The following is a 24,866-nucleotide window of genomic DNA, read 5'->3' on the forward strand; positions in this document are numbered from 1 at the left end:
TGACAGCGTATTAATATAAAATGAGGACTTCTGTTAAAAGGATCGGTCATCTGGAATTTCTATGAATTTGAAGGGAAAGGGCAAAAAGCTCTGGCTGCTGCTGGGTGTACTGGTGGTGGTCGCCGCAATCTGGCTGTGGCAAACGCTGAACGCGCCGCAGCCGCAGTATCAGACGCTGATCGTGCGTAAAGGCGACCTGGAGCAGGCGGTGCTGGCGACCGGCAAGCTGGACGCGTTGCGCAAAGTGGACGTTGGCGCACAGGTCAGCGGGCAGCTCAGAACCTTATCGGTGAATATTGGCGACAAGGTGAAAAAAGAGCAGCTGTTAGGGGTTATCGATCCTGAACAGGCGGAAAACCAGATCAAAGAGGTGGAAGCCACGCTAATGGAACTGCGCGCGCAGCGTCGGCAGGCGGTTGCCGAAATGCAACTGGCGAAAGTGACGTTGTCCCGCCAGCAGCAACTGGCGAAAACCCAGGCCATTTCCCGTCAGGATCTTGACACTGCCGCCACCGAGCTGGAAGTCAAACAGGCGCAAATCGGGACACTGGATGCACAGATCCAGCGCAATCAGGCCACGCTCAGTACCGCCAAAACCAACCTCGACTACACCCGCATCATTGCGCCAATGGCGGGCGAAGTCACCGAAATCACCACCCTACAGGGGCAAACGGTGATTGCCGCGCAGCAGGCTCCGAATATTTTGACCCTGGCCGATCTCAGCACCATGCTGGTCAAAGCGCAGGTTTCGGAAGCCGACGTGATCCACCTCAGACCAGGGCTGAAAGCCTGGTTTACGGTGCTCGGCGATCCGCTGACCCGCTACGAAGGCACGCTCAAAGACGTCCTGCCGACGCCGGAAAAAGTCAACGATGCCATTTTCTACTATGCCCGCTTTGAAGTGCCGAACCCGAAAGGCGTGCTGCGCCTCGAAATGACCGCGCAGGTGCATATTCAGCTTTCCGGCGTGCGCAACGTGCTGACGGTGCCGCTCTCAGCCCTCGGCGATGCGGTAGGGGATAATCGCTATAAGCTTCGTTTGCTGCGCAACGGCGAAGTTCACGACCGTGAAGTTACTCTCGGCGCGCGCAACGACACCGACGTTGAGGTAGTGAAAGGGCTGGAGGAGGGCGATGAGGTGATCGTCGGTGAAAAGCTGCCCGGAGCTAAACCGTGACGGCATTGCTCGAACTGAATGACATCCGCCGCAGCTATCCTTCCGGCGAGGGCAGCGTTGAGGTCCTGAAAGGCATTTCTCTGCGCATCGAGGCGGGGGAGATGGTGGCGATAGTCGGCGCGTCCGGCTCCGGTAAATCGACGCTGATGAACATTATCGGCTGTCTTGATAAGCCCAGCGCCGGGACGTACCGCGTGGCCGGAACTGACGTCGCCTCGCTCGACGGCGACGCGCTGGCCCGCCTGCGCCGCGAACATTTTGGTTTTATCTTCCAGCGCTATCACCTGCTGTCGCATCTCACGGCGGCGCAAAACGTCGAAGTTCCGGCCGTTTATGCGGGAACCGAGCGCGCGGCGCGACTGACGCGTGCCCGCGAACTGCTGGCCCGGCTTGGCCTTGAAGATCGCTCCGAATACCAGCCGTCGCAGCTTTCCGGTGGCCAGCAGCAGCGCGTGAGTATCGCCCGTGCGCTGATGAACGGCGGTCAGGTGATCCTCGCCGATGAACCGACCGGGGCGCTGGACAGCCATTCCGGGGAGGAGGTGATGGCGATCCTCCACCAGCTTCGCGATCGCGGGCATACGGTGATTATCGTCACTCACGATCCGCAGGTTGCGGCGCAGGCGGAGCGCATTATTGAAATCCGCGACGGTGAAATTGTCAGCAATCCTCCGGCAAAAGCCACCGCAACGGCGGCGTTAAAGCAGGCCAGCAAAGCGGATGTTCCCGGCTGGCGGCAGTTCAGCAGCAGTTTTCGCGAGGCGCTGACCATGGCATGGCTGGCGATGGCGGCCAATAAAATGCGCACGCTGTTGACCATGCTGGGCATTATTATCGGCATCGCCTCGGTAGTGTCGATTGTAGTGGTCGGCGATGCGGCGAAAGAACTGGTGCTGGCGGATATCCGCGCCATTGGCACCAACACCATCGATGTCTATCCCGGAAAAGATTACGGTGACGACGATCCGCAGTATCAGCAGTCGCTGAAATATGATGATCTGACGGCGATCCAGAAGCAGCCGTGGACCAAATCTGCGACGCCTGCGGTGTCGCAGAGTTTGCGCCTGCGGTACAACAACCTGGATATGGCCGCCAGCGCTAACGGCGTCAGCGGGCAGTATTTTAATGTCTACGGCATGACCTTCAGCGAAGGGACCACTTTCAACGATGAGCAGCTCAAAGGCCGGGCGCAGGTGGCGGTGCTCGACAGCAATACCCGCCGTCAGCTGTTCCCCAATAAAGCCAGCGTGGTGGGCGAGGTGATCCTCGTCGGCAACATGCCCGCAACGGTGATTGGCGTGGCGGAAGAAAAGCAGTCGATGTTTGGCAGCAGTAAAATTCTCCGCGTCTGGCTGCCTTATACCACCATGGCCGGAAGAGTAATGGGCCAGTCCTGGCTTAACTCCATTACCGTGCGCGTGAACGACGGTTACGAAAGCGCGCAGGTCGAGCAGCAGCTTACGCGTTTGCTGACGTTGCGCCACGGCAAGAAAGATTTCTTCACCTGGAACATGGACAGCGTCTTGAAAACGGCAGAAAAGACCACACGTACTCTTCAGATGTTCCTGACGCTGGTGGCGGTAATTTCACTGCTGGTGGGCGGCATCGGGGTGATGAACATCATGCTGGTGTCGGTGACGGAGCGCACGCGGGAAATCGGCATCCGCATGGCGGTCGGTGCGCGCAAAAGCGACGTTCTGCAACAGTTTTTGATTGAGGCGGTGCTGGTCTGTCTGGTAGGTGGCGCGCTGGGGGTTGGGCTTTCTATGCTCATCGCCTTCACGCTCCAGCTTTTCTTACCGGGCTGGGAAATTGGCTTCTCGCCCGTCGCCCTGCTGACCGCTTTCCTGTGCTCAACGCTGACCGGGGTGCTGTTTGGCTGGCTTCCGGCACGTAACGCGGCGCGGCTCGATCCGGTGGATGCGCTGGCGCGAGAATAAACATAAAAAAATGCCAGTCATAAGGGCTGGCATTTTGACGGCGGGATGTACACAATGAAGCAGATGAGCTATGCAACAGCTTCGGCTTCGAGGGGCACAATCAGACTGGCATGATTGCCTTTCGGGCCCTGGTGGACATCGAACCGGACAACCTGCCCGGCTTTTAGCGTTCTGTAACCATCCATTTGAATGGTTGAATAGTGAGCGAATATATCTTCGCCGCCGCCTTCAGGGCAAATAAATCCAAACCCTTTGGCGTTGTTAAACCACTTAACTGTACCCGTTTCCATGCTTCGACATCCTTCATAATTCTTCTGCAAGTAAGATGGAATGAACCGGTGTTGGACTGGGAGCTGTTCAAAACCTCGCCAACTCCAGCTTGTACAATTTAGAGAAATCAGGCATCGCGTCAAGCGATTAGCGGAGTGAAGCGGGGGAAAATGCGCTAAAATTTGAAGCAGTTAACGCTATTGACCAGGAATGTGACAGAAGTCGCGGATGATAACGATAGATGATAGTTATCTAATATCTGTTGTAGATTCATGGTATGCATAGACTCAAGTCAGCGGCAGTGAAAAACGTGCCGGTATCCGTAACTGAAGATGACACCTGACAATGAGTAAACCGAACGATTGGTTGGATTTTGACCAACTGACAGAAGATGAGCTGCGCGACGCGCTAAAACCGCCATCTATGTATAAAGTTATGTTAATGAACGATGATTACACGCCGATGGAATTTGTTATTGACGTGCTGCAAAAGTTCTTTTCTTATGATGTAGAACGTGCAACGCAACTGATGCTTACGGTTCACTATCAGGGTAAGGCCATTTGTGGGGTCTTTACCGCTGAAGTCGCGGAGACGAAAGTGATGATGGTGAACAATTACGCAAGAGAGAATGAGCATCCGTTGCTGTGTACGCTGGAAAAAGCCTGATTAAGGCAAACTATTGAGGGGGGTGCCCAATGCTCAACCAGGAACTGGAACTCAGTTTAAATATGGCTTTCGCCAGAGCGCGCGAGCACCGACACGAGTTTATGACCGTAGAGCACTTACTGCTGGCTCTGCTTAGCAATCCCACTGCCCGCGAAGCGCTGGAAGCCTGCTCCGTGGACCTGGTAGCGCTGCGTCAGGAACTTGAAGCCTTCATCGAACAAACCACGCCCGTGTTGCCCGTGAGTGAAGAGGAGCGCGACACACAGCCTACGCTTAGCTTTCAGCGCGTCCTGCAACGCGCGGTTTTCCACGTTCAGTCTTCCGGCCGCAGTGAAGTGACCGGCGCGAACGTGCTGGTGGCTATTTTTAGCGAGCAGGAATCGCAGGCCGCCTATCTGCTGCGTAAACATGAAGTCAGCCGCCTTGATGTGGTGAATTTTATCTCTCATGGCACCCGTAAAGATGAGCCGAGCCAGTCTTCCGATCAGGGAAACCAGCCGGGTAATGAAGAGCAAGCAGGCGGGGAGGAACGTATGGAAAACTTCACCACCAACCTCAACCAGCTTGCGCGCGTGGGCGGTATCGACCCGCTGATTGGCCGCGACAAAGAACTGGAGCGCGCTATTCAGGTGCTGTGCCGCCGTCGTAAAAATAACCCGCTGCTGGTCGGTGAGTCCGGCGTCGGTAAAACCGCCATCGCCGAAGGGCTGGCGTGGCGCATTGTGCAGGGTGACGTGCCGGAAATCATGGCCGACTGCACCGTCTATTCGCTGGATATCGGTTCGCTGCTGGCAGGCACCAAATACCGTGGCGATTTTGAAAAACGCTTTAAGGCGCTACTCAAACAGCTTGAGCAGGATGAAAACAGCATTCTGTTCATTGATGAAATTCATACCATCATTGGCGCGGGTGCCGCGTCCGGCGGGCAGGTAGACGCCGCGAACCTGATTAAACCGCTGCTCTCCAGCGGCAAAATCCGGGTGATGGGGTCGACCACCTATCAGGAATTCAGCAATATCTTTGAGAAGGATCGTGCGCTGGCGCGTCGCTTCCAGAAAATCGATATTACCGAACCTTCGGTGGAAGAAACGGTGCAGATCATCAACGGTCTGAAACCGAAATACGAAGCGCATCACGACGTTCGTTACACCGCGAAGGCGGTACGTGCGGCGGTTGAGCTGGCGGTGAAATACATTAACGACCGTCATCTGCCGGATAAAGCCATCGACGTGATCGACGAAGCGGGCGCGCGGGCGCGTCTGATGCCGGTCAGCAAACGCAAGAAAACCGTTAACGTGGCGGATATCGAATCGGTGGTGGCACGCATCGCCCGTATTCCAGAGAAAAGCGTTTCGCAAAGCGATCGCGATACCCTGAAAAACCTCGGCGACCGCCTGAAAATGCTGGTCTTCGGTCAGGATAAAGCGATTGAAGCGCTGACTGAAGCCATCAAGATGGCGCGTGCGGGTCTTGGTCATGAACACAAACCGGTTGGCTCGTTCCTGTTTGCAGGGCCGACGGGGGTGGGTAAAACCGAGGTCACGGTGCAGCTCTCCAAGGCGCTGGGCATTGAACTGTTGCGGTTTGATATGTCCGAGTATATGGAGCGTCACACCGTCAGCCGCCTGATTGGTGCGCCTCCGGGATATGTTGGTTTCGATCAGGGTGGGCTGCTGACCGATGCGGTCATCAAGCATCCGCACGCGGTCCTGCTGCTTGATGAGATCGAAAAAGCGCACCCGGACGTCTTTAACCTGCTGCTTCAGGTCATGGACAACGGCACGCTGACCGACAACAACGGGCGTAAAGCGGACTTCCGCAACGTGGTGCTGGTGATGACCACCAACGCCGGGGTACGTGAAACCGAGCGTAAATCGATTGGCCTTATCCACCAGGATAACAGCACCGACGCGATGGAAGAGATCAAAAAGATCTTTACGCCGGAATTCCGCAACCGTCTCGACAACATCATCTGGTTCGATCACCTGTCGGGTGAAGTGATCCATCAGGTTGTCGATAAGTTCATCGTCGAGTTGCAGGTCCAGTTGGATCAGAAAGGCGTGTCGCTGGAAGTCAGTCAGGAAGCCCGCAACTGGCTGGCAGAAAAAGGCTACGACCGCGCGATGGGCGCACGTCCGATGACGCGTATTGTTCAGGACAACCTGAAAAAACCGCTGGCTAACGAGCTGCTGTTCGGCTCGCTGGTGGACGGCGGCCAGGTCACGGTTGCGCTGGACAAAGAGAAAAATGCGCTGACCTACAGTTTCCAGAGTGCGCAGAAGCACAAGGCGGAAACCGCGCATTAATCGCGTGAGTTAAAGTGAAAGGCCAGCCCTGTGGGCTGGCCTTTTTTATGGCTTATGCGCCCCGTCAGCAGTGCTATTTTGCCGATCGTATTTGATTCGTGCAGCATCCAGTTCAGGAAAATTCACCTCCGCCCAACGGTCAAGGGCAACCAGGGTGTCTACCAGAGAGGCGGCAACGTGAGTGAGGCTGTATTCCACACAGGCAGGCTTTTCACCATAGTCGATTCTGTTTACCAGCCCATGACGTTCAAGTTGCCTGAGCGTCTGAGTCAGCACCTTTTGTGAAATTCCCTCTATTTTCCGCAGCAGTTCCCCGTTACGCATGGGGCCTTCGGCTAAAGCAGGCAGTATAAGCATCACCCATTTCCCAGCGATCAGCGCCAGAGCATCGCGTGCTGAACACTTTTCAGAGTAAACGTTTCCTGGATACGGCATGTATGGTTACCTTGAGGTGCGTAATTGCATATGGCATTAAAAAAAAACACTATGGATGAACAGTCATTACGGAGAAAAAGTATGAATGTACTGATTATAACTGCACATCCCGAACCTGATTCATTTAATGCGTATCTGGCAGCCCGAGCCGGGGAGATATTTACCGGCCAGGGCTTAAACGTTCGCACGGTAAATTTATACACTGAAAATTTCGATCCGCGCGAAGGGAAAATTTTTTATCCCCATCTGCAAGAAACAGATCGCTTTGATGCCCTGCGCGAGCAACGGCAACACTGGAATAGCAATAATTTGCCGGAAGACATTACGCGACATATTGAACTATTAAAAACCTCAGACCTGCTATTACTGCATTTTCCTTTCTGGTGGTTTGGTATGCCAGCAATACTGAAAGGATGGATGGACCGGGTTTTTGTCTATGGCGGAATATATGACAGCAGGCATCGGCATGAAAATGGCGTAATGCAAGGTAAGCGTGCATTAATCACGGTGACTGCCGGTGCCTCTGCGGGAGCCTGCAGCTATAACGGACGCGATGGTGACATGCGGTTTATGCTCTGGCCGCCTCTGCACGCTCTGCATTATATAGGTTACACCGTACTTGAACCTTACCTGATCCACGGCGTTCGCGGAGGACTTGATGGCTGCGAGAAATTAAAACAACAGCAGTTCCTCGACCAGAGCGCTAAAGATTTTGCCGACAGGCTGGCGAATATCAGTGTATGGCCGACGATCCCTTTTAATAAACAACAAGATTTTAACGATGATATGACGCTAAAATCTGATGCGCCGGAGTATAGCCCTTTTGTACGGCACCGCCCGGATAAATGGCATCAGATATCGCGCTGAGGTTCTTACATTTAATGACGCCAGAGCCGCTCACTCTGATAGCAGTGAGCGGGCGTAATAGTAAAGCGGCAACGCGTTTATTCCGCGCCGCCGTCAGCTATTTTCCGTAATCATATTTTTAGCCTTCGCCAGCAGGAAAGCGGTAACAGAAGTCGCGTCAGTGATTTCACCGTTAACGATTAATTGCGTGAAATCGCTGATTTTGATTTTTTTCACCGTCAGGCCATATTCTTCCTTATCAAGCTGCTGTCCAACAAACGTCAGTTGCGTGGCAAGATAAATATGGTAGCCCTGCGCTGAATAACCCTGCGCGAGCTTCTGATAGCCAACATATTCCAGCTTTCCGGCGCTCAGACCGGTTTCCTCTTTCAGTTCGCCTGCCGCGACGTCTTCTGGCGCGGCATCAGGAGAACATTCCCAGCTTCCCTGCGGAAGCTCGGTGGTTCTCTTATTCAGCGGGTAGCGGTACTGCTCAACCACGTAAATCTCATCATTTTCGAGCGCAATAATGACGACAAAATCGCTTTTTTCAATAACCGAATAGATCCCCTCACTGCCATCGGCCCGGAGGATCCGGTCTTCCTTAAGCGCCATCCAGCGGTTACGGTAAATTTCTTCTGATGCGAGTGTTTTTATTTCTGCGTCCACTATGTTGTCCCTTATTTCTGTGTAAGGTGATCCGCCACAATGACGTTAACGCCTTCGCTTTTGAACAGCGCAATATCATCAGCCGGGGCATCCCCGTCGGTGATGATGTCGTTAATGTCACCGGGCGCGGCGTAAGAGAAGGGGGAATGTTTTCCCATCTTTTCACCGGAAATAACGCACACGCTGCGCTCGGCTGCCTTCGCCAGGGCACGTTTCACCTGGATTTCGTCATAATCGATACTGCTGAAGCCGGTAGTGAGGTTTGCTGCTGCCGCACCGATAAAACAGATGTCGAAAGCCATCGTGCGTAACTCCTCACACACCTTATGGCCCGTCATATCCATCGCTGGCTTAAACAGTTTTCCGCCCAGCACAATGACTTCGACATCCGGGTGCCCGGCCAGCGTCATGGCGGCGGGCAAATTGTTTGTGACCACGGTGCAACGCAATCCTGGCGGGATCGCCTGCGCAATGGCCAGCGTGGTGGTTCCGCCGTCCAGGCCGACCACATCATCCTGGCGGATAAGCGATACCGCCACCGCAGCGATAGCGCGTTTTGACTCTCCCGTTCTGCCCAGTCTTTCCTGATGATGCAGCGGAACCTGGGAACGGGGAATGGCCCCGCCCCGCACGCGACGCAGCATCCCGGTAGACTCAAGCCGTATCAAATCGCGGCGCACCGTGTCTTCTGAGATCCCCAGTTTCTCAGCCAGCGCCGAAGCCTGTAGCTCACCGTGATGGTTCAGTAAATCAAGGATCTTCTGCCTTCTTGCATCGGGTAATTTCATCTCATTGCGCCAAGTTGCATTTTATATTGCTTTAATATGCGTAATTTTGCAGGATAATGCAACATGAAGTCTGATGAACGAGGTGCACAATGATCGGGTTGACGGGGACGGGCAGAATCGGGATGCCGCTGAAACAGACGCAGGAGGCTGGAAAAGATGATTAAGGCGTTATCTGTCCTCGCCGCAGGCGCGTTTGTCTCGCAGACAACAGAATATCTGCCGGTCGGCCTGCTGAATCAGATTGCAGAGCATCTTGAGATTAGCGGAGCCAAAGCGGGCACGCTGATCACCGTGTATGCCTGGGTCATTACCTTATCCGTCATACCGGTGACGCTGCTCACCCAGAAAATCGACAGAAAAAAGCTTTTCATTTTTTTGCTCGGTCTTATCGCGGTATGCAACGGTTTAGTGATGCTCACCGACAGTTTCATCATGCTTCTGCTGCTGCGAGTCATTGCCGCCCTCGGGCATGGGGTGTTCTGGGCGGGCATCGCTTCTTATGCCATTAAGCTTGCAGGCAATATGCCTGCCAGCAGGGCGACGGCTATCGTTTTCTCCGGCATCTCTATGGCCGTGGTCATGGGGGTGCCGGTAGCCACCGCGATGGGTAATCACTATGGATGGCAGCAGGGCTTTGGTTTATTCGGCCTGTTTTCGCTGATTATCATGTGCTTTGCTTGCAGGTGGCTGCCTTCCGCCCATGAAACCGTGCGTAAAACAAAGCCCTCTGATGTGCGAAAACCTGCCTTGTCCGGCCTGCTCTGTCTGCTGGCAGGCGTAACGCTGTTACTGATCACCGCCCACTTCAACAGCTATACCTACGTCACTGTTTTTTTGCCGGGAATCGCTGGCGTGAATGCTGACGTTCTGACCGTATTACTTTTTGTCTTCGGCGTGGGCGGGGCCTGCGGAACCGTGCTTATAAGCCGCTTTGCTCTCCGGCCTCACATCCTGACGCTGGCAGGCGGAGCCGGTATCGCGCTTGGTCAGGCACTTTTGCTGACAAAACTGCCCGGCCCCCTCAGCGCCGGTGGGGTAATGTTTCTCTGGGGATGCGCCATTTCAGTGGTCATCGTCGGGCTGCAATCCTGGGTAATTGAAGCGTCGCGGGATAACCCGGAACTCGCATCTGCACTTTATGTCATGTCGTTTAATATTGGCATCGGGGCAGGAGCTGTGACGGGAGGACGATTTACCGGCACCGGTGACTACAGCGATTTGTTTTTGGTCAGTATTGTTTTGAGTGTTGTGGGGGTGTTGTTGGCGGCGGCGGGGCTTTTGGGAAAGCGGGGGAATGCGAAATAAGGTCAGGGGAAGGGAATGCAGAGATATCTGGAAGCGGCGCGGGCTTACTCTTTTTTATCGTCTGCTGTCGGGTATTTAAATACAAGCGCTTTGCCACGTTATCAGTTTTTTATCCATGATCAGTAAAAATAGTGATAATAAAATCCGCGGCGACGGATTGCACATTATTATATATGTCGTAGCATGGCTAGACCCTTAAATAATATCCCACAAGGGATATTGCATGATGGAATTTCCCAATGCTGGCGATTAAATCTCCGGATACCTATTACCACGAAGCAGGGCTGCGCCATGAGGCAGGAAAAATCATTGCCGCGCTAAGCCAGAATATTTTACTGATCACCACCCCGCGCGCCTGGGCGCAGGCTGGCCCGGCACTGGAAGTCAGCCTGCGCCAGCATCACGTGCGCTGGCAGGTGGAGATGATGAACGGTGAATGCTCCGACACGGTGATCGCGCATTTCAGCCACAGAGCGAAGCAGACGGGCGCGGGTCTGGTGCTGGGCGTTGGCGGTGGGCGGGTGCTCGACACCGCGAAAGCAGTAGCTAATGGGCTGGAACAGGTCGTATCGGTTACCTTTCCCACTATCGCAGCAACCTGTGCGGCCTGGTCGCCGCTGACCATTATTTATGATGATGCCGGACGCTATCAACGCCGCCTGCTGCTGGACAGACTGCCGAAAGCAGTGCTGGTGGACAGCGAAATTATCGCTCAATCCGACGTGCGTTATCTGAAGGCCGGTATCGTTGATGCGCTGGCCAAATGGTATGAGTTCGCCCCTTATCAGCGCCTGGAACCAGCCAGTCTGGCACTGAATCTTAAAGTGCAAACCGCCCGTCAGGCACTGGACACTTTCCGTCAGCACGGAGCCCAGGCCCTGATCGATAATGCGCAGGGAATCGTCAGCGAAGCACTGATTCAGGTGATCGACGCCAGTATTGCCATAGCCGGAATGGCGAACAGCATCCGGGAAGACAACTCCACGCCGGGCGTGGCCCATGCGATTCATAACCGCCTGACCTGGGAACCTGAACTGCATCACTGGCTGCACGGGGAAAAGGTCGGCTTCTGCCTGCTGGTACAGTCGCTGCTGGAGCGCGGCGATGCCGGACCGGACCCGGAACTGCTGGCGTTTTTGCGTCAGTACGATATGCCGCTGACGCTTGCGCCGCTCAGTGCATCGGCTGCGACGGTATTCAGGGCGATTGCTGAAGGGGTGACTATTCCAGATTCGGCGGCGAAACGGTTGCCATTTGAGGTATCAACTGCCGCACTGGAGCAGGCGCTGCACGCCAGCAGCGTGCAGTTCTGACAGGCAATGTGCGCATTCACTCAGACCGGCTGGTTCGGGTCCAGGTCAAGGAACTGCTGCCAGCTGACCTCATCGACATAAATCCCCGTTTCGCTGCGTTGTGCATAGTGGCGGGCCTCAGGTTCACCGGGGATCTGTACCTCGTCACTGGATGAGCGCAGCCAGGCCAGTTGCGCTTCCATTTCCTGCTGCCAGGCTTCACCGGCACCGAGACGCAGCGGGTCGAAGATAATCGACAGCATATTATTGATAATGCCGGGGCGTGGCGGGAAGCGGTGGCTTTCAGTCTGTCCGCCAGTGAGCGCGGCTCCCAGCAGGGTACAGATTAACGACAGTCCGGCCCCTTTATGGCCGCCGAAGGCCAGCAGGGAACCGCGTGGATCCTGCATCAGGCTACTGGCGTCAGTGGTCGGGTTGCCCTGGTGATCCACCGCGCAGCCTTCCGGTAGCGGACGGCCCTCATTCCAGGCAATCCGGGCTTTATTTCCGGCAATCGCGCTGGTAGCAAAATCGAGGATCACCGGATTGTGACCGGCGCGCGGGATCCCCACACACAGCGGGTTGGTGCCAAGTCTTGGCTGCTTGCCGCCAAACGGCAGTACCGCTGACGGGGCGCTGACGTTGGCGAAGTGCAGCGACACCAGCCTGGCTTCTGCGGCCTGCTCCGCCCAGGCACCGATACGTCCCAGGTGGTGGGCTTCATGAATCCCGATAATCGCTACCCCATAATCACGCGCCCGACGGATACCCACGCTCATCGCCTGCTGACCCAGCACTTGACCGAAACCGCACTGTCCGTGGAAGGAGACCAGCGGGCCTTCATCGCGCAACAGACGCAGTTCGGCATACGGGTTTAAATCCCCGACCTGAATGGCGTTGATATAGCGGGGCAGCAGGGTGACGCCATGGGAGTCATGGCCTTTCAGAGAGGCCTCGACCAAATTATCCGCCACCTGACGGGCGGTATCGACAGGGGTATCTACCCGTAAAAGATGGTGTTGTAACAGATGACGAAGTGTTTGCGCACTGAGTACGGGCATAACGCGTCCTTAGCAACCAGCATTGCTCGTGGATATTTAAAAGCAAAGCCCAACTATAAACAGAATGGTTTTTTAACATAACCATAAAAAATAACTTAGCTATTCCGCTGGCTGGCAAAGGAATAATACAGCAAAGATTTTTATATTGCCGGATATGATATAAGCAATGCCGGTTAAATTATTTCTTTTTTGCAGGCAATATCGCCAATTATTTGCCTTTCGTGACAGACCTCCGGGGAATATAAATGAAAAAACGTCATCATCTTTTAGCCGCGATGGCTATTGCCATGACCCTTAACGCAGTTAGCGGCCAGGCGCAGGCGGAAGGGAAAATCAGTATTGCGCAGCAGTTTGGTATTGGGTATTTAATCCTTGACGTGGTGCGGGATCAAAATCTAATCGAAAAAGAAGGAAAAAAAGAGGGGCTGGATATTGAGGTGGACTGGCGCACCTTATCCGGCGCTACCGCCATGAATGAAGCGCTACTCTCAGGGGCACTGGACGTCGCTTCGGCGGGCGTGCCGCCGCTGCTGACCCTCTGGGATCGCACCCGCGGCAAACAGAACGTTAAGGCTATCGCCTCGCTGGGCTCGATGCCCAACTATCTGTTAAGCAATAATCCGGCGGTCAAAAGCGTGCGTGACCTGAGCGATAAAGATCGCATTGCCGTGCCTGCTGCTGGCGTAGGATTCCAGTCGCGGACGCTGCAAATTGAAACCGCAAAGCTGTTCGGCAACGCCGACTTTAAGCGCTTTGATCGGATTAGCGTCAGTCTGCCGCATCCGGATGCCAGCGCGGCGCTGATCGCCGGTGGTTCGGAGATCAGCACCCACTTCTCCAGCCCGCCGTTCCAGTATCAGGCTCTTGAGCACAGCAACGTGCATAAAATTCTCAGTTCCTATGATGTGCTGGGCGGTCAGGCGACCTTTAACGTGCTTTATACCACCCAGAAATTCCATGATGAAAACCCGAAAACTTACCGCGCTTTTTATCGGGCGCTGAGTGAAGCGGCGAAGATAATCAATGCCGATAAGAATGCGGCGGCGGAAACCTATATCCGGGTTGAGAAGTCGCGTCTGCCTCTGCCGCTGGTGCAGAAAATCGTTAACGATCCAGAAATCAGCTTTACCGTTTCGCCCGAGCGCACTTTTGTGTATGCGGAGAAACTCCATGAGCTGGGTGTTCTGAAAAATAAAGCAGACACCTGGAAAGACTATTTCTTCAATGAAGCCGGGGACAATCCCGGCAGCTAACGTGAGACAGGAGAGCCCTATGCCACAGCTCACCACAGCGGAACCGTTGCTGCAGGTCAACGCGCTTGATATTGAATACCGCACCCGTGAACGCCGGGTGCGCGCGACCCATGATGTCAGCTTTGACGTCTGGCCCGGAGACCGTTTTATCCTGCTGGGTCCCTCCGGCTGCGGAAAGTCGAGCCTGCTGAAATCGGTTGGCGGGTTTATCAAACCCCTGCGCGGTGAGATTACGCTGGAAGGAAGTCGTATCAGCGCGCCGGGGCCGGATCGGATGATGGTGTTTCAGGAGTTCGATCAACTGCCACCGTGGAAGACGGTGCTACAAAACGTGATGTTTCCGCTGATTGCCAGCCGCAAGGCAACGCGGGCGGAAGCCCGCGACCAGGCGCTGTATTTTCTCAATAAGGTCGGGCTGGCGAACTTTGCCGATGCCTTACCGCATACGCTTTCCGGCGGCATGAAGCAGCGGGTGGCGATTGCCCGCGCGCTGGCAATGCGCCCGCGAATGCTTCTGATGGATGAGCCGTTTGCCGCCCTCGATGCTCTGACCCGGCGCACCATGCAGGAAGAGCTGCTTTCCCTGTGGGACGAGGAGCGTTTTACCCTGCTGTTCGTGACCCATTCCATTGAGGAAGCGCTGGTGGTCGGCAGCCGTATTCTGGTGCTGTCGCCGCATCCGGGGCGGGTGCGGGCAGAACTGAACTGCCACCAGTACAGCCTTAATGATTTCGGCAGTCCCGCCTTCCAGGCGGCGGCGAGCCATATCCACCATCTACTGTTCCCGCCTGCGGTGAACACGCTTTCATCGTCTGCCACCCAGGAGCTGGATTATGTCGCAGCCACCGTTCATTCGTCCTGAATATGAGCGCGCGCTGAGCCCGCTGCGCGATGTTGCCGTTGATGAGGCGTTGCCGCTTTCCCGACGGCTGTGGAATCAGACCTGGCTGCGCAAAGGCGTGGTGGTCCTGCTGGTGCTGGCGTTGTGGGAGGCGGCGGCGCGCTATCAGCAAAACGACCTGATGCTTCCCGGCGTGCTTGATACGCTGCGGGCCTTCATCGACGATATGCGCAGCGGCGAACTGCCGGAAAAGATTGTCAACTCACTCAGTACGCTGCTGAAAGGTTATCTGATTGGCAGCGTGCTGGCGCTGGTCGCCAGTGCGCTGGCGATCACTACCCGCTTTGGTCGCGACCTGCTCAGCACCCTGACCGCGATGCTCAACCCACTGCCCGCCATAGCCCTTTTGCCGCTGGCGCTGCTGTGGTTCGGGTTGGGCAATGTCAGCCTGGTGTTTGTGCTGGTGCATTCGGTAATGTGGCCGATTGCGCTGAATACCTGGTCGGGGTTTAGCAGTGTACCGGAGACCCTGCGTATGACCGGGCGCAATTACGGGCTGAGCGGCCCACGCTATGTGGTGACGATCCTGATCCCGGCATCGTTGCCATCGATCCTTTCCGGGCTGAAGATTGGCTGGGCTTTTGCGTGGCGTACGCTCATTGCCGCCGAACTGGTGTTTGGCGCTTCAAGCGGCGAAGGCGGGCTCGGCTGGTATATCTTCCAGAACCGCAATGAGTTGTTTACCGACCGGGTCTTCGCCGGACTGGCAACGGTGATTATCATCGGCCTGCTGGTCGAGGGCGTGGTGTTCTCTACCCTTGAGAAAGCGACGATAAAACGCTGGGGGATGCAGCGCTGATGCCCCGTAGCTTACTGTCCGAAGCCATGTTGAACAGGGCCAGATCGGTCGTTTTTGTCCGATGATACGGTCCTTGTTCAACGGTGACATGTTCATACTCAAATCTCCTGCAATGTGGGCGATTTGAGTATGGTTGTCCCTCATGAGCGAAGAGCAGGCACCAAAGCCGTTACGATATTATTCAGGCCAGTATGACTCAGCTTTAACCTTTAATATGTGACGTAAGCGATGAGCTTCTTTTTGGGGCGGACAACCAAAGAACCGGCTAAATTCTCTGCTGAACTGTGTCGGGCTAGCATAGCCAACCCTCAAAGCGGCTTCGCTGGCAGTTACATTCCTTTTTACCATTAAAAAACGTGCCTGGTGCAGCCTGATGGAAATCAGATACTGTTTTGGCGTTGTGCCTGTGAATGTCCTGAAATGGCGGTGAAAAGAGGGAGCACTCATCCCGGCCACCTTCGCCAGCATGTCAATGTCAATATTATCCATAAACCGGGTATGCATCGTACGGATAGCTGCTGCAATTTGCCTGAAATGCCCCTTTCCAGAGAGCGCCGCTCTTATTGAGGCTCCCTGAGTATCTATCAGTACATGATAATAAAGTTCTTTCAGAATACCCGGCCCCAAAATCATGGCCTTCTCTTCATCAGAAAGTGCCGCCAGAAGGCGATAAACCGTATCTGCCAGCGCTTCTCCCAGCGGGGTGGAAAACATTATTTCCGCCTTCTCAGTATCGTTTATGGCTCTTTCTCCCATTTCAATAAGTAATTCGGCGATAAGGGAGACATCAAGCGATACAGATATAGCCAGAAGAGGTTCCTCCTGGCTGGCAGTGGTCTGGCTGGTAAAAGGAAGAGGAACCGGGACAACCAGATAATGACCGGCATCATAGATAAATTCCCGTCCGCCCATCAAACCAGTTTTCTTTCCCTGCAGAACAATAACGATGCACGGCTCATAAAGGACGGGCGTATGGGGCATAGACTCATTTACCCGTAACAGCTTGACCTCTTTCATACAGGTGCGTGAGTAGCCTTCATCCGGTGCAAGCGGCAGAAAAGCAGAGATCATTTTTCGCGTAAATATTGAAGTAAATGCGGACACCACGCCCCCTGGAAACACGAAAGGATAATTTTTGCGGATAAAAACAGTTTACTAAAAGTGATTATGAGAGAAAACGATAATGTTTGTACAGTAATCAACATTGTTACGTTTATCTGCTTCTCATATTCTTTTAGTCACAAAAGAAAGGAGGAGAGGTTATGCAACGTCATTCTGAATCGAGGATCTGGTTATTACAGGGCATTAGCCGTGGGCTGGGCCTGGCACTTGCAAAGGCGGTGCTATCAACCGGGGACAGCGTTGCCGGAACGACCCGTGATGGCAACGTTCCTTATTGAAACCGTCCGTTCTTCCAATCTTCCCCGGACACGGGTTCCGGGCATCCGCACGAGGGATTTTCAGTACCGGCTGATGAATGAGATGGCGCACTGGCAACGTAACACAGCAATTGAGGAATAAAAATGGCAGATTTTTTGGGTCTGAAAAACAAAGTCGCGATTGTCACGGGAGCGGCAGGCGATATTGGCAGGGCGACAGTAAAGCTACTGGTGAGTCATGAAGCGAAGGTGCTGGCTCTGGATATTAATCCGCAGGTGCATTCACTGGCACAGAATAATCAGGTAGTCACACATATTTGCGACGTCAGCCAGGAACATGAGGTTATCCGCGCGGTGACGCTCGCACAGGCAGAATTCGGTGACGTGGATGTTCTCATTAACAATGCGGGCAAAACCCTGAATAAACTTGCTACCGAGACCTCGGCTGAAGAATGGGACAGCATTATGACTATTAATGCCAGAGGGTATTTTCTCCTGAGCAGGGAAAGCCTGAAGGTCATGCAGCCTCGCAGGCAGGGAACGATAGTCAATGTAGCGTCCGTAGTTAGCATGGTTGGCATGAAAGCAACGTCCGCCTACTCGGCTTCAAAAGGCGCAATAGTCCAGTTAACAAAAGTTCTGGCTCTGGAAGCGGCTGAGTATGGTATCCGCGTTAATGCTGTCGCACCCGGCGTCGTCGAAACGAATATTCTTTCCGGCATTGTGGAAGACAGCCGGGCCACGCTGGCCAGCTATGGTGATGCTCATCCACTTGGACGAGTGGCTCAGCCGGAAGAAATTGCTGAAGCAATTATCTGGCTTGCATCACCTAAAGCCAGCTTCGTTACGGGGACGGTATTAATGGCTGACGGCGGTTATACCGCACAGTAAACCTGGAGCACATGAATAATGAAAAAACAGCGTATTTTGATTGTCGGATCGGAGAAAGGACTCGGGCTGGGCCTGGCTGAGGCCTGGCTGAGGAAGGGCTGGGAAGTTTTTGCCACGCACTTACCGAACACTGATGTCTCTTCCTTGCTCGCCCTGGCAGAGAGATATCCGGGCAGCCTCTCGACCGGTGAGATTGATGTAACTGATGCGTCCCATATCGCGCCACTTGTCGCCTCGCTCAGCGTTCGGCAGTTTGACATTATCTTTATGGTTGCCGGAATTTATGGCCCCCTGCATCAGTCAGTGTTGCAGGCCTCCGATGCTGAATTCCAGCAGATTATGATGACTAATGCTTTTGGTCCTGCCCGTCTGGCACGGCACCTTATGCCGATGCTTAAACCTGGCGGCACGCTGGTTTTTATGTCGTCGCACCGGGGCAGCATTGCCAGCAATAGCGAACCGGGAATAGGTCTGGAGCTCTACCGGGCCAGTAAAGCGGCATTGAATATGCTGGCTCGTTGTATTTTCATGGATATCAGTCAAAAAGGGCATACGGTTCTGTCAATTCATCCTGGCTGGGTAACGACGGCCATGGGCACGCTGGACGGCGCAGTTGAAGCAGAGATTGATGTAAAGACCAGCGTCAACGGAATGATCAGTGTGATTGAACAACACAGGAACGATAGAAACCATCTCTTCATCGACTATGCGAATAATATCTGGCCCTGGTAATAAACCCAGAAACCCGCCAGCAATACTGCTGGCGGGTTCATTCGAACGTGCGCTTCCGGCTATGAGTTCAACCGATGGATGCAGCGCTATCCTTAATCAAGGTGACGTTGCCATGAAACGAAGAACGCGCATTCACTCCACGCCGAAACAGAAAGCGATTGTCCGGGACAGAGATAAGCAAGGTGATTCCCTGCGTGGGATAAGCAGTATCTCCGCTCTCAATGTTCTGTTGGCATCTGAAGAATATTCGTATGTCTCCGGTCAGGTCTGGTGCTCAGACCGCAGCACCGACGTAGCGTAATTGATAAATCTAAGGCTCACTATAAAATCCGCCATCTTTAGCGGTAACGGATTTTTAACGCTCAAAGTCCATTTAGCAAAAAATTATCTACTATCCTTAGTGCATGGAATAAATTTCCATTGTGATATTTAGTTTTAAACTTTTTAAGTTTTATAGCTTTACTTTTTATAAATGACATCACCCGGCTCCTGAAGAGCCTTAGTGTTGAACGTGATTATGTTTCCTGTTTCTTCAAGTAGTTCCTGGTTCCGAACGCAAAGATTAATTAAAGGACAACAGCTATGACTCACATCCACGAACACTCCACCGTTAACACTACGTATCCCGATACGCGCCTGCCTCTGCCCGCCACGAGCAGCAGCGCTGTATCATGGGGTGCCATCTTCGCTGGCGCGGCAGCAGCGGCATCCCTCTCTTTGATTTTGCTTATGCTGGGTGCCGGTTTAGGTCTTACGTCCGTTTCGCCATGGGAAAGTCGCGGGCTTGACGCAGGTACGGTGGGTATCGCGGCCATAGCCTGGCTGACATTCACGCAAATTGTTGCGTCGGGCATGGGAGGCTATTTAGCCGGACGACTGCGCACGAAATGGATCGACACCCACACTGATGAAGTTTATTTCCGCGATACTGCACATGGGTTTTTGTCCTGGGCTGTGGCGGCGCTGGTATCTGCTGCGTTGTTAACGAGCACGATGAGTGCCATTGTTGGCGGGGGGGCTAAAATCGTGGGTACGGTTGCCGGGGGCGCTGCGGTGGCCACGGCGACGGGTGCAGCGAGTATGGCTAACGGGTCATCTGCAGCACCCGGTTCGTCAATGGACTATTTCGTTAACTCGCTGTTCAGGGCGAACGATCCTGCCACGCCAGCAAACGGTGCAGCCGATCCCGCCTCGTCAACCGCGGCTCCTGCTCCTGCAACGGAATCTGCATCTCACCAACCCGTCTCTCCTGCACAGTTAGGTGAAGTAACCGGCATATTTGCCAACAGCATTACCACTGGCGCTTTACCCCAGGAAGATCGTCAGTATGTCGCCCGACTGATTGCGCAAAATACGGGTATCAGTCAGCAAGAGGCTGAACAGCGGGTACAGAGCACCTATGACAAAGCCCAGGCTAAATTAAAAGAAACGAAGGAGAAAGCGCAGCAAGCTGCCGATACCGCACGCAAAACCACGAGCTATCTCATGCTCTGGACATTCATTTCTCTGCTGGCAGGTGCCTTTGTAGCTAGCCTGTGTGCGACCTTCGGTGGCCGTAAACGTGATTTATAATCTTTAATTATACGGGAGGTTTAAAATGCGCTCATTATTACTGTTCTTTTTAGGTGTACCTATTCCAATCATTATCCTGATTGCTCTGTTTTTTCATTAATGCTTGTGTAAAAACATGGCATTTTAAGCAGTCATCTCAGGATAGTTGCCAGCAAAACATAAATGCCCGGAAGGGCATTTATGTTTTTTCCTGTACTCTGTTAACACGTGCGCTTCAAACTGTCATTTAAGATACAGCCTGGAGATATTTCATTCCCTGTGGGAAGGTACGGCACGCTTTACCGCGATTGCTGGCTGGCAAATCAATACGTTGACTATCAGCTTCTGGCACGAGGCGGGCAGACGCTGCTATGAGCGAACAGCGGGAGTGTTGAACGCATACTTACATCGGGGTGCCCTGAGTCATAGAAAGCAGGTTATTTCAGCTGGCTTAAAGGATAATGACAAATCTCAGCTGATAACTGATAATTATTAGTTGTTAAGTAACATCAGAGCGGAAAATGGCAATGTGTTACTATAATAGAAATGGGGTCGTGAGGGTTTAGGGATTATACATATATGAAATTTTATAGCATCGATTATCTACAAATGCAGTCTAACATCAATGATTATTTAAAATACATCGTTATATTTAGTACTTTATTCATCCTGATCGTTGTTTTTAGTCTGTATATGCGCCATCGCTTGCAAACTAAATATCGTGACTTAACAATCATAGCCTTCTTATTTTTACTATTCATTTCTGGTATTCAGTATGCAGATTATACCGACAGTCAAAATATACACTCCCAATCATCACAAATGGTTAACTTTGTCAGGTTGTTATCACAAGAAAAACAGGTGAATGTGAATTCTATATTTTCCAGTTCAGTACAACTCTCTGATGGCATTATCGTTAAAATGAATGATCTTTATTATCGCGTTAACTTAAGTCTGGATCAAAAAACCTATAATTTAGTAGAGGTTTCGTTAGTAAACCCAGAAATAGAAATCATAAAAAAATGAGGAGTGGAAATGATAATTTATTTACCTATCATTATTAAGTTGGGTCTGGGGATACTGTGTTTAATTGTGCAAATAAATCTCATGGGGAAAGGAAACCTGGCCCCCTCATCCGCAATGGATCAGGTTCAAAACTATGTGCTGGGGGGGATTATAGGTGGCGTAATTTACAACGAATCGATAACCGTACTACAGTTTGTGCTGGTGCTAATTATATGGACTTTTTTGGTCTTTGTTCTTAAGTTCTTGAAAGAAAATAATCGGTTAGTCAAAAGAATAATTGATGGGAAACCTATCACGTTGGTCCATAATGGCAGCGTTAATGTTAAGGAGTGTTTACGGAATGGTGTTTCTGCAAATGATTTGATGTTCAAATTAAGAGCAAATGGTATTTATGAAATAGAACAACTAAAGCGTGTGGTTCTCGAACAAAATGGGCAGTTAACCATTATACAAAGTGGTGATGAAAATATACGCTATCCAATTATAGTGGATGGTTTAGCCAACCATGATCTGCTCGAAATCCTTAATAAGGACAATGAGTGGTTGGAAAACGAAGTTACAAAGCAAGGCTTCAATAAAATCAGTGAAGTATATTTAGGTGAGTATTTATCAGGTAGGATTAATTTATATGGATATGAAAAATAATATCCAAAATTAATGACCTTATTATCAGGAGGCAGCCATTCAGGTGTGCCTCTGCCTAAGAACACTAACATCAACGTTCGCTCCTGGTACTAAGCCGCCATTGCACACCGAAAAAATCCTGATACATCCCTTATCAGCCAAACACGCCTGCGGCGTTTGCCCCTCCAGCAAACGCCACACCCACACAGTTCCGCACCCCTCACACAACAAACTCAGGTGCTTCTCTCAGCAACCTCAGCAGATTCTCCTGCAGCGGCGCGTGCAAACGCTGCACATGCGCACCATAGTCGGCGTACAGCGCGTCTTCCCGTGCTGCAAAATCCCGGTTTTCCGACAGCCACAGATCGCGCATTTCCTTCAGTCGCTGATCGGTGAATGTTTGCTCCGGCTCCTGGGCCTGACGCGCCCTGAACCAGCGTTCGCGCAGGCCGGGGGCGGCGCGGTCTTCGCGGCTCCAGCCAGCGCGGATTTCGATAATCTGCGCCAGCGCAAAACCGAGCTGTATTTTTGCGCTGCCCCAGGCGGAGATTTCGGACGCATCAGGAAGCGGAGAAAGTGCGCCCAGTGCCGCGATCAGATTGTTTTCCAGCTCAAAGGCAGGCTGTGCAAATTTTTGCTCGTCGGTGGTGGCCTTCACCAGTGGCGTCCAGACGGTTGACGGCAACGTTTCACCTGCCAGATGGCGCGACACCCGTTCGCACCACTGCTTGCGTAAGGCATCGAGATCGGCATCCTGCAACCAGTCAGACCAGGCAAAATAACGGTCGCTGAGCAGGTCGAGCGTCCAGCGCAGCGGCACCTGCGACACGTCCTTGCCCGGCGTCAGCACGTTAAACAGGGCTTCCACTTCGTCCGGCGTGGAGAATGGCACCTGTTCAAGCACAAACGCCAGCGCGACGGGCAGCCCGGTGATCCGTTCAAATACTTCAGGCTGCTCATGATGGGCAATGACTGCGGAAAGCGTGCCCTGATTGTCGGTCCAGTAGGGCATAAAGCCCGGCTTAATTTCATTCGCCAGCGCGTGATTTTTCAGGCGCGTCGATAAAAAAGCGTGCAGCGAGGCATCGTTATAAAAAGCAGGCCACGGCGTGCGCGAGGGCGCTGGCGCGGCAGCGGCCTGCTCGTTCAGCGTAATGCCTTCCGCTTCCAGCCAGATGCGCAACTGGGTCAGCGATTTAACACCAACCTGCCGCGACGCCTCCTGACCGTCTTTGAACAGCAGAAGGGTCGGGATGCCGCGCACGGCAAAACGCTGCTGAATGTCAGGATAAAGATCCACATTCAGCTTGGCGATGGTGAAGCCCGTGCTGGCCTGTCGCGCCAGCGTTTCCAGATGCGGCGCTAATGCCCGGCAGGGCTGGCACCAGGGTGCCCACAGATCCAGCAGCACCGCCGGGGAGGAAGCGAGTAAAGTGGTCAGCGAATCATCGCTGACGGCAATAATGTCAGACATAGTGTCTCCATAGTCATCGGGGAACGGAAAAGCAGCGCTATTGCGAGCCGCCAACCGTCATATTGTCGATACGTAGCGTGGGTTGACCGACGCTGACGGGCAGGGTCTGACCTTCTTTGCTACAAACGATATTGCCCTCGTCGAGCGCGGGATCGTTGCCGACCATCGCGACGTGCAGCAGGGCTTCAGGACCGTGACCGATAAGCGTCGCTCCTTTGATCGGACGGGTGATTTTGCCGTTCTCAATCAGCCAGGCGGCGGTGGTCGAAAAAACATATTTGCCGCTGCTGATATCCACCTGACCGCCGCCGAAGCTGGCGGCGTAAATGCCCTGGCGGACCGAGGCGATAATCTCCTCCGGCGGCCTGTCACCGGCCAGCATATGCGTGTTGGTCATCCGGGGAAGCGGCAAGGAAGCATAAGATGCGCGGCGGGCGTTGCCGGTCGGCGCGGTATTCATCAGGCGGGCGTTCAGGCTGTCCTGCAAATAGCCGCGCAGGATGCCGTCTTCAATCAGCGGGGTGGATTGCGTTGGCGTCCCTTCGTCATCGGTATGCAAAGAGCCGCGACGGGTGGCAAGGGTGCCGTCATCCACCACGGTGATCCCCGGTGCCGCCACGCGTTCACCCAGCAATCCTGAAAAGGCGGACGTTCCCTTGCGGTTAAAATCTCCCTCAAGACCATGACCGATCGCTTCATGCAGCAGGATGCCGGGCGACCCCGCGCCGAGCACCACGCTGAACGTCCCGGCTGGCGCGGGATCGGCGTCAAGGTTATTCAGCGCCTGTCCGACGGCGCTGTTAATCCAGCCGGTCACGCGTTGCGGGCTAAAAAAGCCGTAATCAAGCCGCCGACCGCCGCCGCTAAATCCGCTCTCCCGGCGTCCGAATTGTTCCACCACTACCGAAATTGACAGATTAACCAGCGGACGATAATCCACTACCAGCCGTCCGTCGTGGCGGGCGATAATCACCGCCTCGCTGGAAGCCGACAGCTGCGCCGTGACCTCTTTGACGCGCGGATCGCGCTGGCGAGCCTGACGATCGATACCGGCAAGCAGCGCGTGCTTTTGCGCCTCATTCCACGAAGAAAGCGGACTGAGCGCCGGATAAAGCGGTTCGGCATGGGTGGACGGCACGCTTGCCAGCCGGGGAACCGTGGCAGTCTGCCCGTGGCGGGAAATTTCACGCACCGTGCGCGCGGCGTTAAGCAGCGCGGGCAGGGCGGTGTCATTGGTAAACGAAAACGCCGTTTTTTCACCGCTCACCGCCCGCACGCCTGTGCCCTGATCCTGGCTAAAGCCCGTCGGGCGGACAATGCCATTTTCCACCTGCCAGCTTTCCTGGGTCCGGCGCTGAAAATAGAGATCGGCGTAATCGACCTGTCGCTGCACGATCAGGCCGAGCGCCTGCTGGATCTCCGCCGGGGTGAGGGCGAAGTCGGCAGGAGTGGGATAAGCATTCAACGTATTGAGGGTCATG

Annotated in this window: 25 protein-coding genes and 1 pseudogene; 18 read left to right on the top strand and 8 right to left on the bottom strand. The window is 53.7% G+C overall.

What is annotated here, in order from left to right; translation table 11 throughout:
* Positions 1-61 precede the first annotated feature (61 nt).
* Together macA and macB are read left to right on the top strand one after the other, a co-directional pair.
* Positions 62-1,177, top strand: a complete 1,116-nt coding sequence (gene macA / locus RT197_RS07100; protein ID WP_312948721.1) for a macrolide transporter subunit MacA — start codon at positions 62-64, stop codon at positions 1,175-1,177.
* Positions 1,174-3,117 (top strand): macrolide ABC transporter ATP-binding protein/permease MacB, encoded by a 1,944-nt coding sequence (gene macB, locus RT197_RS07105; protein ID WP_312948723.1) that lies wholly within the window; start codon positions 1,174-1,176, stop codon positions 3,115-3,117. Before macA ends, macB begins: the two co-directional genes overlap by 4 nt.
* Positions 3,118-3,185: 68 nt before the next feature.
* On the opposite strand, the gene cspD is transcribed toward macB, so the two are convergent.
* On the bottom strand, positions 3,186-3,407 hold the full coding sequence (cspD, locus tag RT197_RS07110) for a cold shock-like protein CspD (RefSeq protein WP_312948725.1): 222 nt from the start codon (positions 3,405-3,407) through the stop codon (positions 3,186-3,188).
* Between the two features lie 179 nt (positions 3,408-3,586).
* On the opposite strand from cspD, the pseudogene RT197_RS07115 reads away from it, so the two are divergent.
* From RT197_RS07115 to clpA, 3 genes and pseudogenes are all read left to right on the top strand, one after another.
* Positions 3,587-3,632, top strand: a pseudogene (locus RT197_RS07115) (hypothetical protein).
* Positions 3,633-3,732: 100 nt separating this feature from the next.
* The gene (gene clpS / locus RT197_RS07120) at positions 3,733-4,053 is read left to right on the top strand and encodes an ATP-dependent Clp protease adapter ClpS (RefSeq protein ID WP_312948727.1); all 321 of its coding nucleotides are present in this window, start codon (positions 3,733-3,735) and stop codon (positions 4,051-4,053) included.
* Positions 4,054-4,082: 29 nt separating this feature from the next.
* The gene (gene clpA, locus RT197_RS07125; protein ID WP_312948729.1) at positions 4,083-6,359 is read left to right on the top strand and encodes an ATP-dependent Clp protease ATP-binding subunit ClpA; all 2,277 of its coding nucleotides are present in this window, start codon (positions 4,083-4,085) and stop codon (positions 6,357-6,359) included.
* 45 nt (positions 6,360-6,404) lie between these two features.
* On the opposite strand, the gene RT197_RS07130 is transcribed toward clpA, so the two are convergent.
* Positions 6,405-6,794, bottom strand: coding sequence for a helix-turn-helix domain-containing protein (locus RT197_RS07130; protein WP_312948731.1), 390 nt, complete (start codon positions 6,792-6,794; stop codon positions 6,405-6,407).
* A gap of 81 nt (positions 6,795-6,875) precedes the next feature.
* Here RT197_RS07130 and RT197_RS07135 point away from each other — a divergent pair, with 81 nt between their 5' ends.
* The gene (locus tag RT197_RS07135; RefSeq protein ID WP_312948733.1) at positions 6,876-7,661 is read left to right on the top strand and encodes an NAD(P)H-dependent oxidoreductase; all 786 of its coding nucleotides are present in this window, start codon (positions 6,876-6,878) and stop codon (positions 7,659-7,661) included.
* Between the two features lie 93 nt (positions 7,662-7,754).
* On the opposite strand, the gene RT197_RS07140 is transcribed toward RT197_RS07135, so the two are convergent.
* Positions 7,755-8,309, bottom strand: coding sequence for an NUDIX hydrolase (locus RT197_RS07140; protein ID WP_312948734.1), 555 nt, complete (start codon positions 8,307-8,309; stop codon positions 7,755-7,757).
* 11 nt (positions 8,310-8,320) lie between these two features.
* A complete protein-coding gene (locus tag RT197_RS07145) occupies positions 8,321-9,097 on the bottom strand; it encodes a DeoR/GlpR family DNA-binding transcription regulator (RefSeq protein ID WP_312948735.1) in 777 nt (258 codons plus the stop codon).
* A gap of 156 nt (positions 9,098-9,253) precedes the next feature.
* Between RT197_RS07145 and RT197_RS07150 the strand changes: the two genes are divergently transcribed.
* Together RT197_RS07150 and RT197_RS07155 are read left to right on the top strand one after the other, a co-directional pair.
* Positions 9,254-10,402 carry an MFS transporter gene (locus RT197_RS07150; RefSeq protein WP_312948736.1) on the top strand — a complete coding sequence of 383 codons (1,149 nt, stop codon included), beginning with the start codon at positions 9,254-9,256 and terminating at the stop codon, positions 10,400-10,402.
* 239 nt (positions 10,403-10,641) lie between these two features.
* Positions 10,642-11,715: an iron-containing alcohol dehydrogenase family protein gene (locus RT197_RS07155; RefSeq protein ID WP_312948738.1), complete on the top strand. Its 1,074-nt coding sequence runs from the start codon at positions 10,642-10,644 to the stop codon at positions 11,713-11,715.
* A 20-nt stretch (positions 11,716-11,735) separates the two neighbouring features.
* Here the strand turns inward: RT197_RS07155 and RT197_RS07160 are convergent, their stop codons facing one another.
* Entirely contained in the window at positions 11,736-12,755 is a 1,020-nt protein-coding gene (locus RT197_RS07160) for a malate/lactate/ureidoglycolate dehydrogenase (protein ID WP_312948740.1), read from the bottom strand.
* 275 nt (positions 12,756-13,030) lie between these two features.
* Here RT197_RS07160 and RT197_RS07165 point away from each other — a divergent pair, with 275 nt between their 5' ends.
* From RT197_RS07165 to RT197_RS07175, 3 genes are read left to right on the top strand one after another with little or no spacing between them, the layout of a single operon-like run.
* Positions 13,031-14,008 (top strand): ABC transporter substrate-binding protein, encoded by a 978-nt coding sequence (locus RT197_RS07165; RefSeq protein ID WP_312949464.1) that lies wholly within the window; start codon positions 13,031-13,033, stop codon positions 14,006-14,008.
* Between the two features lie 19 nt (positions 14,009-14,027).
* Positions 14,028-14,870 carry an ABC transporter ATP-binding protein gene (locus tag RT197_RS07170; RefSeq protein WP_312948742.1) on the top strand — a complete coding sequence of 281 codons (843 nt, stop codon included), beginning with the start codon at positions 14,028-14,030 and terminating at the stop codon, positions 14,868-14,870.
* Entirely contained in the window at positions 14,842-15,708 is an 867-nt protein-coding gene (locus RT197_RS07175; protein WP_312948743.1) for an ABC transporter permease, read from the top strand. Before RT197_RS07170 ends, RT197_RS07175 begins: the two co-directional genes overlap by 29 nt.
* A 177-nt stretch (positions 15,709-15,885) precedes the next feature.
* Here RT197_RS07175 and RT197_RS07180 read toward each other — a convergent pair whose 3' ends face one another.
* Complete coding sequence (locus RT197_RS07180; protein WP_312948744.1) at positions 15,886-16,812, bottom strand: AraC family transcriptional regulator; 927 nt, start codon at positions 16,810-16,812, stop codon at positions 15,886-15,888.
* A gap of 158 nt (positions 16,813-16,970) precedes the next feature.
* Here RT197_RS07180 and RT197_RS07185 point away from each other — a divergent pair, with 158 nt between their 5' ends.
* The 7 genes from RT197_RS07185 (at position 16,971) to RT197_RS07215 (ending at position 21,932) form a co-directional block, all read left to right on the top strand.
* Positions 16,971-17,108, top strand: a complete 138-nt coding sequence (locus RT197_RS07185; protein WP_312948745.1) for a hypothetical protein — start codon at positions 16,971-16,973, stop codon at positions 17,106-17,108.
* 123 nt (positions 17,109-17,231) lie between these two features.
* On the top strand, positions 17,232-17,978 hold the full coding sequence (locus tag RT197_RS07190) for an SDR family oxidoreductase (RefSeq protein WP_312948747.1): 747 nt from the start codon (positions 17,232-17,234) through the stop codon (positions 17,976-17,978).
* 18 nt (positions 17,979-17,996) lie between these two features.
* Positions 17,997-18,710, top strand: coding sequence for an SDR family oxidoreductase (locus RT197_RS07195; protein WP_312948749.1), 714 nt, complete (start codon positions 17,997-17,999; stop codon positions 18,708-18,710).
* 112 nt (positions 18,711-18,822) lie between these two features.
* Complete coding sequence (locus tag RT197_RS07200; protein WP_312949499.1) at positions 18,823-19,011, top strand: hypothetical protein; 189 nt, start codon at positions 18,823-18,825, stop codon at positions 19,009-19,011.
* A 281-nt stretch (positions 19,012-19,292) separates the two neighbouring features.
* Complete coding sequence (locus RT197_RS07205; RefSeq protein ID WP_312948750.1) at positions 19,293-20,282, top strand: hypothetical protein; 990 nt, start codon at positions 19,293-19,295, stop codon at positions 20,280-20,282.
* Between the two features lie 558 nt (positions 20,283-20,840).
* Positions 20,841-21,287 (top strand): DUF3290 domain-containing protein, encoded by a 447-nt coding sequence (locus RT197_RS07210; RefSeq protein WP_312948752.1) that lies wholly within the window; start codon positions 20,841-20,843, stop codon positions 21,285-21,287.
* Between the two features lie 9 nt (positions 21,288-21,296).
* Entirely contained in the window at positions 21,297-21,932 is a 636-nt protein-coding gene (locus tag RT197_RS07215) for a DUF421 domain-containing protein (RefSeq protein ID WP_312948754.1), read from the top strand.
* Between the two features lie 199 nt (positions 21,933-22,131).
* Here the strand turns inward: RT197_RS07215 and RT197_RS07220 are convergent, their stop codons facing one another.
* Both RT197_RS07220 and tldD read right to left on the bottom strand, forming a co-directional pair.
* Positions 22,132-23,385, bottom strand: coding sequence for a thioredoxin family protein (locus RT197_RS07220; RefSeq protein WP_312948755.1), 1,254 nt, complete (start codon positions 23,383-23,385; stop codon positions 22,132-22,134).
* Between the two features lie 37 nt (positions 23,386-23,422).
* On the bottom strand, positions 23,423-24,865 hold the full coding sequence (gene tldD, locus RT197_RS07225; protein WP_312948757.1) for a metalloprotease TldD: 1,443 nt from the start codon (positions 24,863-24,865) through the stop codon (positions 23,423-23,425).
* Between the last annotated feature and the right edge of the window lies 1 nt (position 24,866).

The sequence above is a fragment of the Superficieibacter sp. genome (assembly GCF_032071645.1).
In the GTDB taxonomy this organism is placed as follows: Bacteria; Pseudomonadota; Gammaproteobacteria; order Enterobacterales; family Enterobacteriaceae; genus Superficieibacter.

Coding starts and splice junctions, on each gene's coding strand:
- macA (WP_312948721.1), top strand. CDS start 62: ATGAATTTGAAGGGAAAGGGCAAAAAGCTCTGGCTGCTGCTGGGTGTA.
- cspD (WP_312948725.1), bottom strand. CDS start 3,407: ATGGAAACGGGTACAGTTAAGTGGTTTAACAACGCCAAAGGGTTTGGA.
- clpS (WP_312948727.1), top strand. CDS start 3,733: ATGAGTAAACCGAACGATTGGTTGGATTTTGACCAACTGACAGAAGAT.
- clpA (WP_312948729.1), top strand. CDS start 4,083: ATGCTCAACCAGGAACTGGAACTCAGTTTAAATATGGCTTTCGCCAGA.
- RT197_RS07130 (WP_312948731.1), bottom strand. CDS start 6,794: ATGCCGTATCCAGGAAACGTTTACTCTGAAAAGTGTTCAGCACGCGAT.
- RT197_RS07135 (WP_312948733.1), top strand. CDS start 6,876: ATGAATGTACTGATTATAACTGCACATCCCGAACCTGATTCATTTAAT.
- RT197_RS07145 (WP_312948735.1), bottom strand. CDS start 9,097: ATGAAATTACCCGATGCAAGAAGGCAGAAGATCCTTGATTTACTGAAC.
- RT197_RS07150 (WP_312948736.1), top strand. CDS start 9,254: ATGATTAAGGCGTTATCTGTCCTCGCCGCAGGCGCGTTTGTCTCGCAG.
- RT197_RS07155 (WP_312948738.1), top strand. CDS start 10,642: ATGCTGGCGATTAAATCTCCGGATACCTATTACCACGAAGCAGGGCTG.
- RT197_RS07160 (WP_312948740.1), bottom strand. CDS start 12,755: ATGCCCGTACTCAGTGCGCAAACACTTCGTCATCTGTTACAACACCAT.
- RT197_RS07165 (WP_312949464.1), top strand. CDS start 13,031: ATGGCTATTGCCATGACCCTTAACGCAGTTAGCGGCCAGGCGCAGGCG.
- RT197_RS07170 (WP_312948742.1), top strand. CDS start 14,028: ATGCCACAGCTCACCACAGCGGAACCGTTGCTGCAGGTCAACGCGCTT.
- RT197_RS07175 (WP_312948743.1), top strand. CDS start 14,842: ATGTCGCAGCCACCGTTCATTCGTCCTGAATATGAGCGCGCGCTGAGC.
- RT197_RS07185 (WP_312948745.1), top strand. CDS start 16,971: ATGCAACGTCATTCTGAATCGAGGATCTGGTTATTACAGGGCATTAGC.
- RT197_RS07190 (WP_312948747.1), top strand. CDS start 17,232: ATGGCAGATTTTTTGGGTCTGAAAAACAAAGTCGCGATTGTCACGGGA.
- RT197_RS07195 (WP_312948749.1), top strand. CDS start 17,997: ATGAAAAAACAGCGTATTTTGATTGTCGGATCGGAGAAAGGACTCGGG.
- RT197_RS07200 (WP_312949499.1), top strand. CDS start 18,823: ATGAAACGAAGAACGCGCATTCACTCCACGCCGAAACAGAAAGCGATT.
- RT197_RS07205 (WP_312948750.1), top strand. CDS start 19,293: ATGACTCACATCCACGAACACTCCACCGTTAACACTACGTATCCCGAT.
- RT197_RS07210 (WP_312948752.1), top strand. CDS start 20,841: ATGAAATTTTATAGCATCGATTATCTACAAATGCAGTCTAACATCAAT.
- RT197_RS07215 (WP_312948754.1), top strand. CDS start 21,297: ATGATAATTTATTTACCTATCATTATTAAGTTGGGTCTGGGGATACTG.
- RT197_RS07220 (WP_312948755.1), bottom strand. CDS start 23,385: ATGTCTGACATTATTGCCGTCAGCGATGATTCGCTGACCACTTTACTC.
- tldD (WP_312948757.1), bottom strand. CDS start 24,865: ATGACCCTCAATACGTTGAATGCTTATCCCACTCCTGCCGACTTCGCC.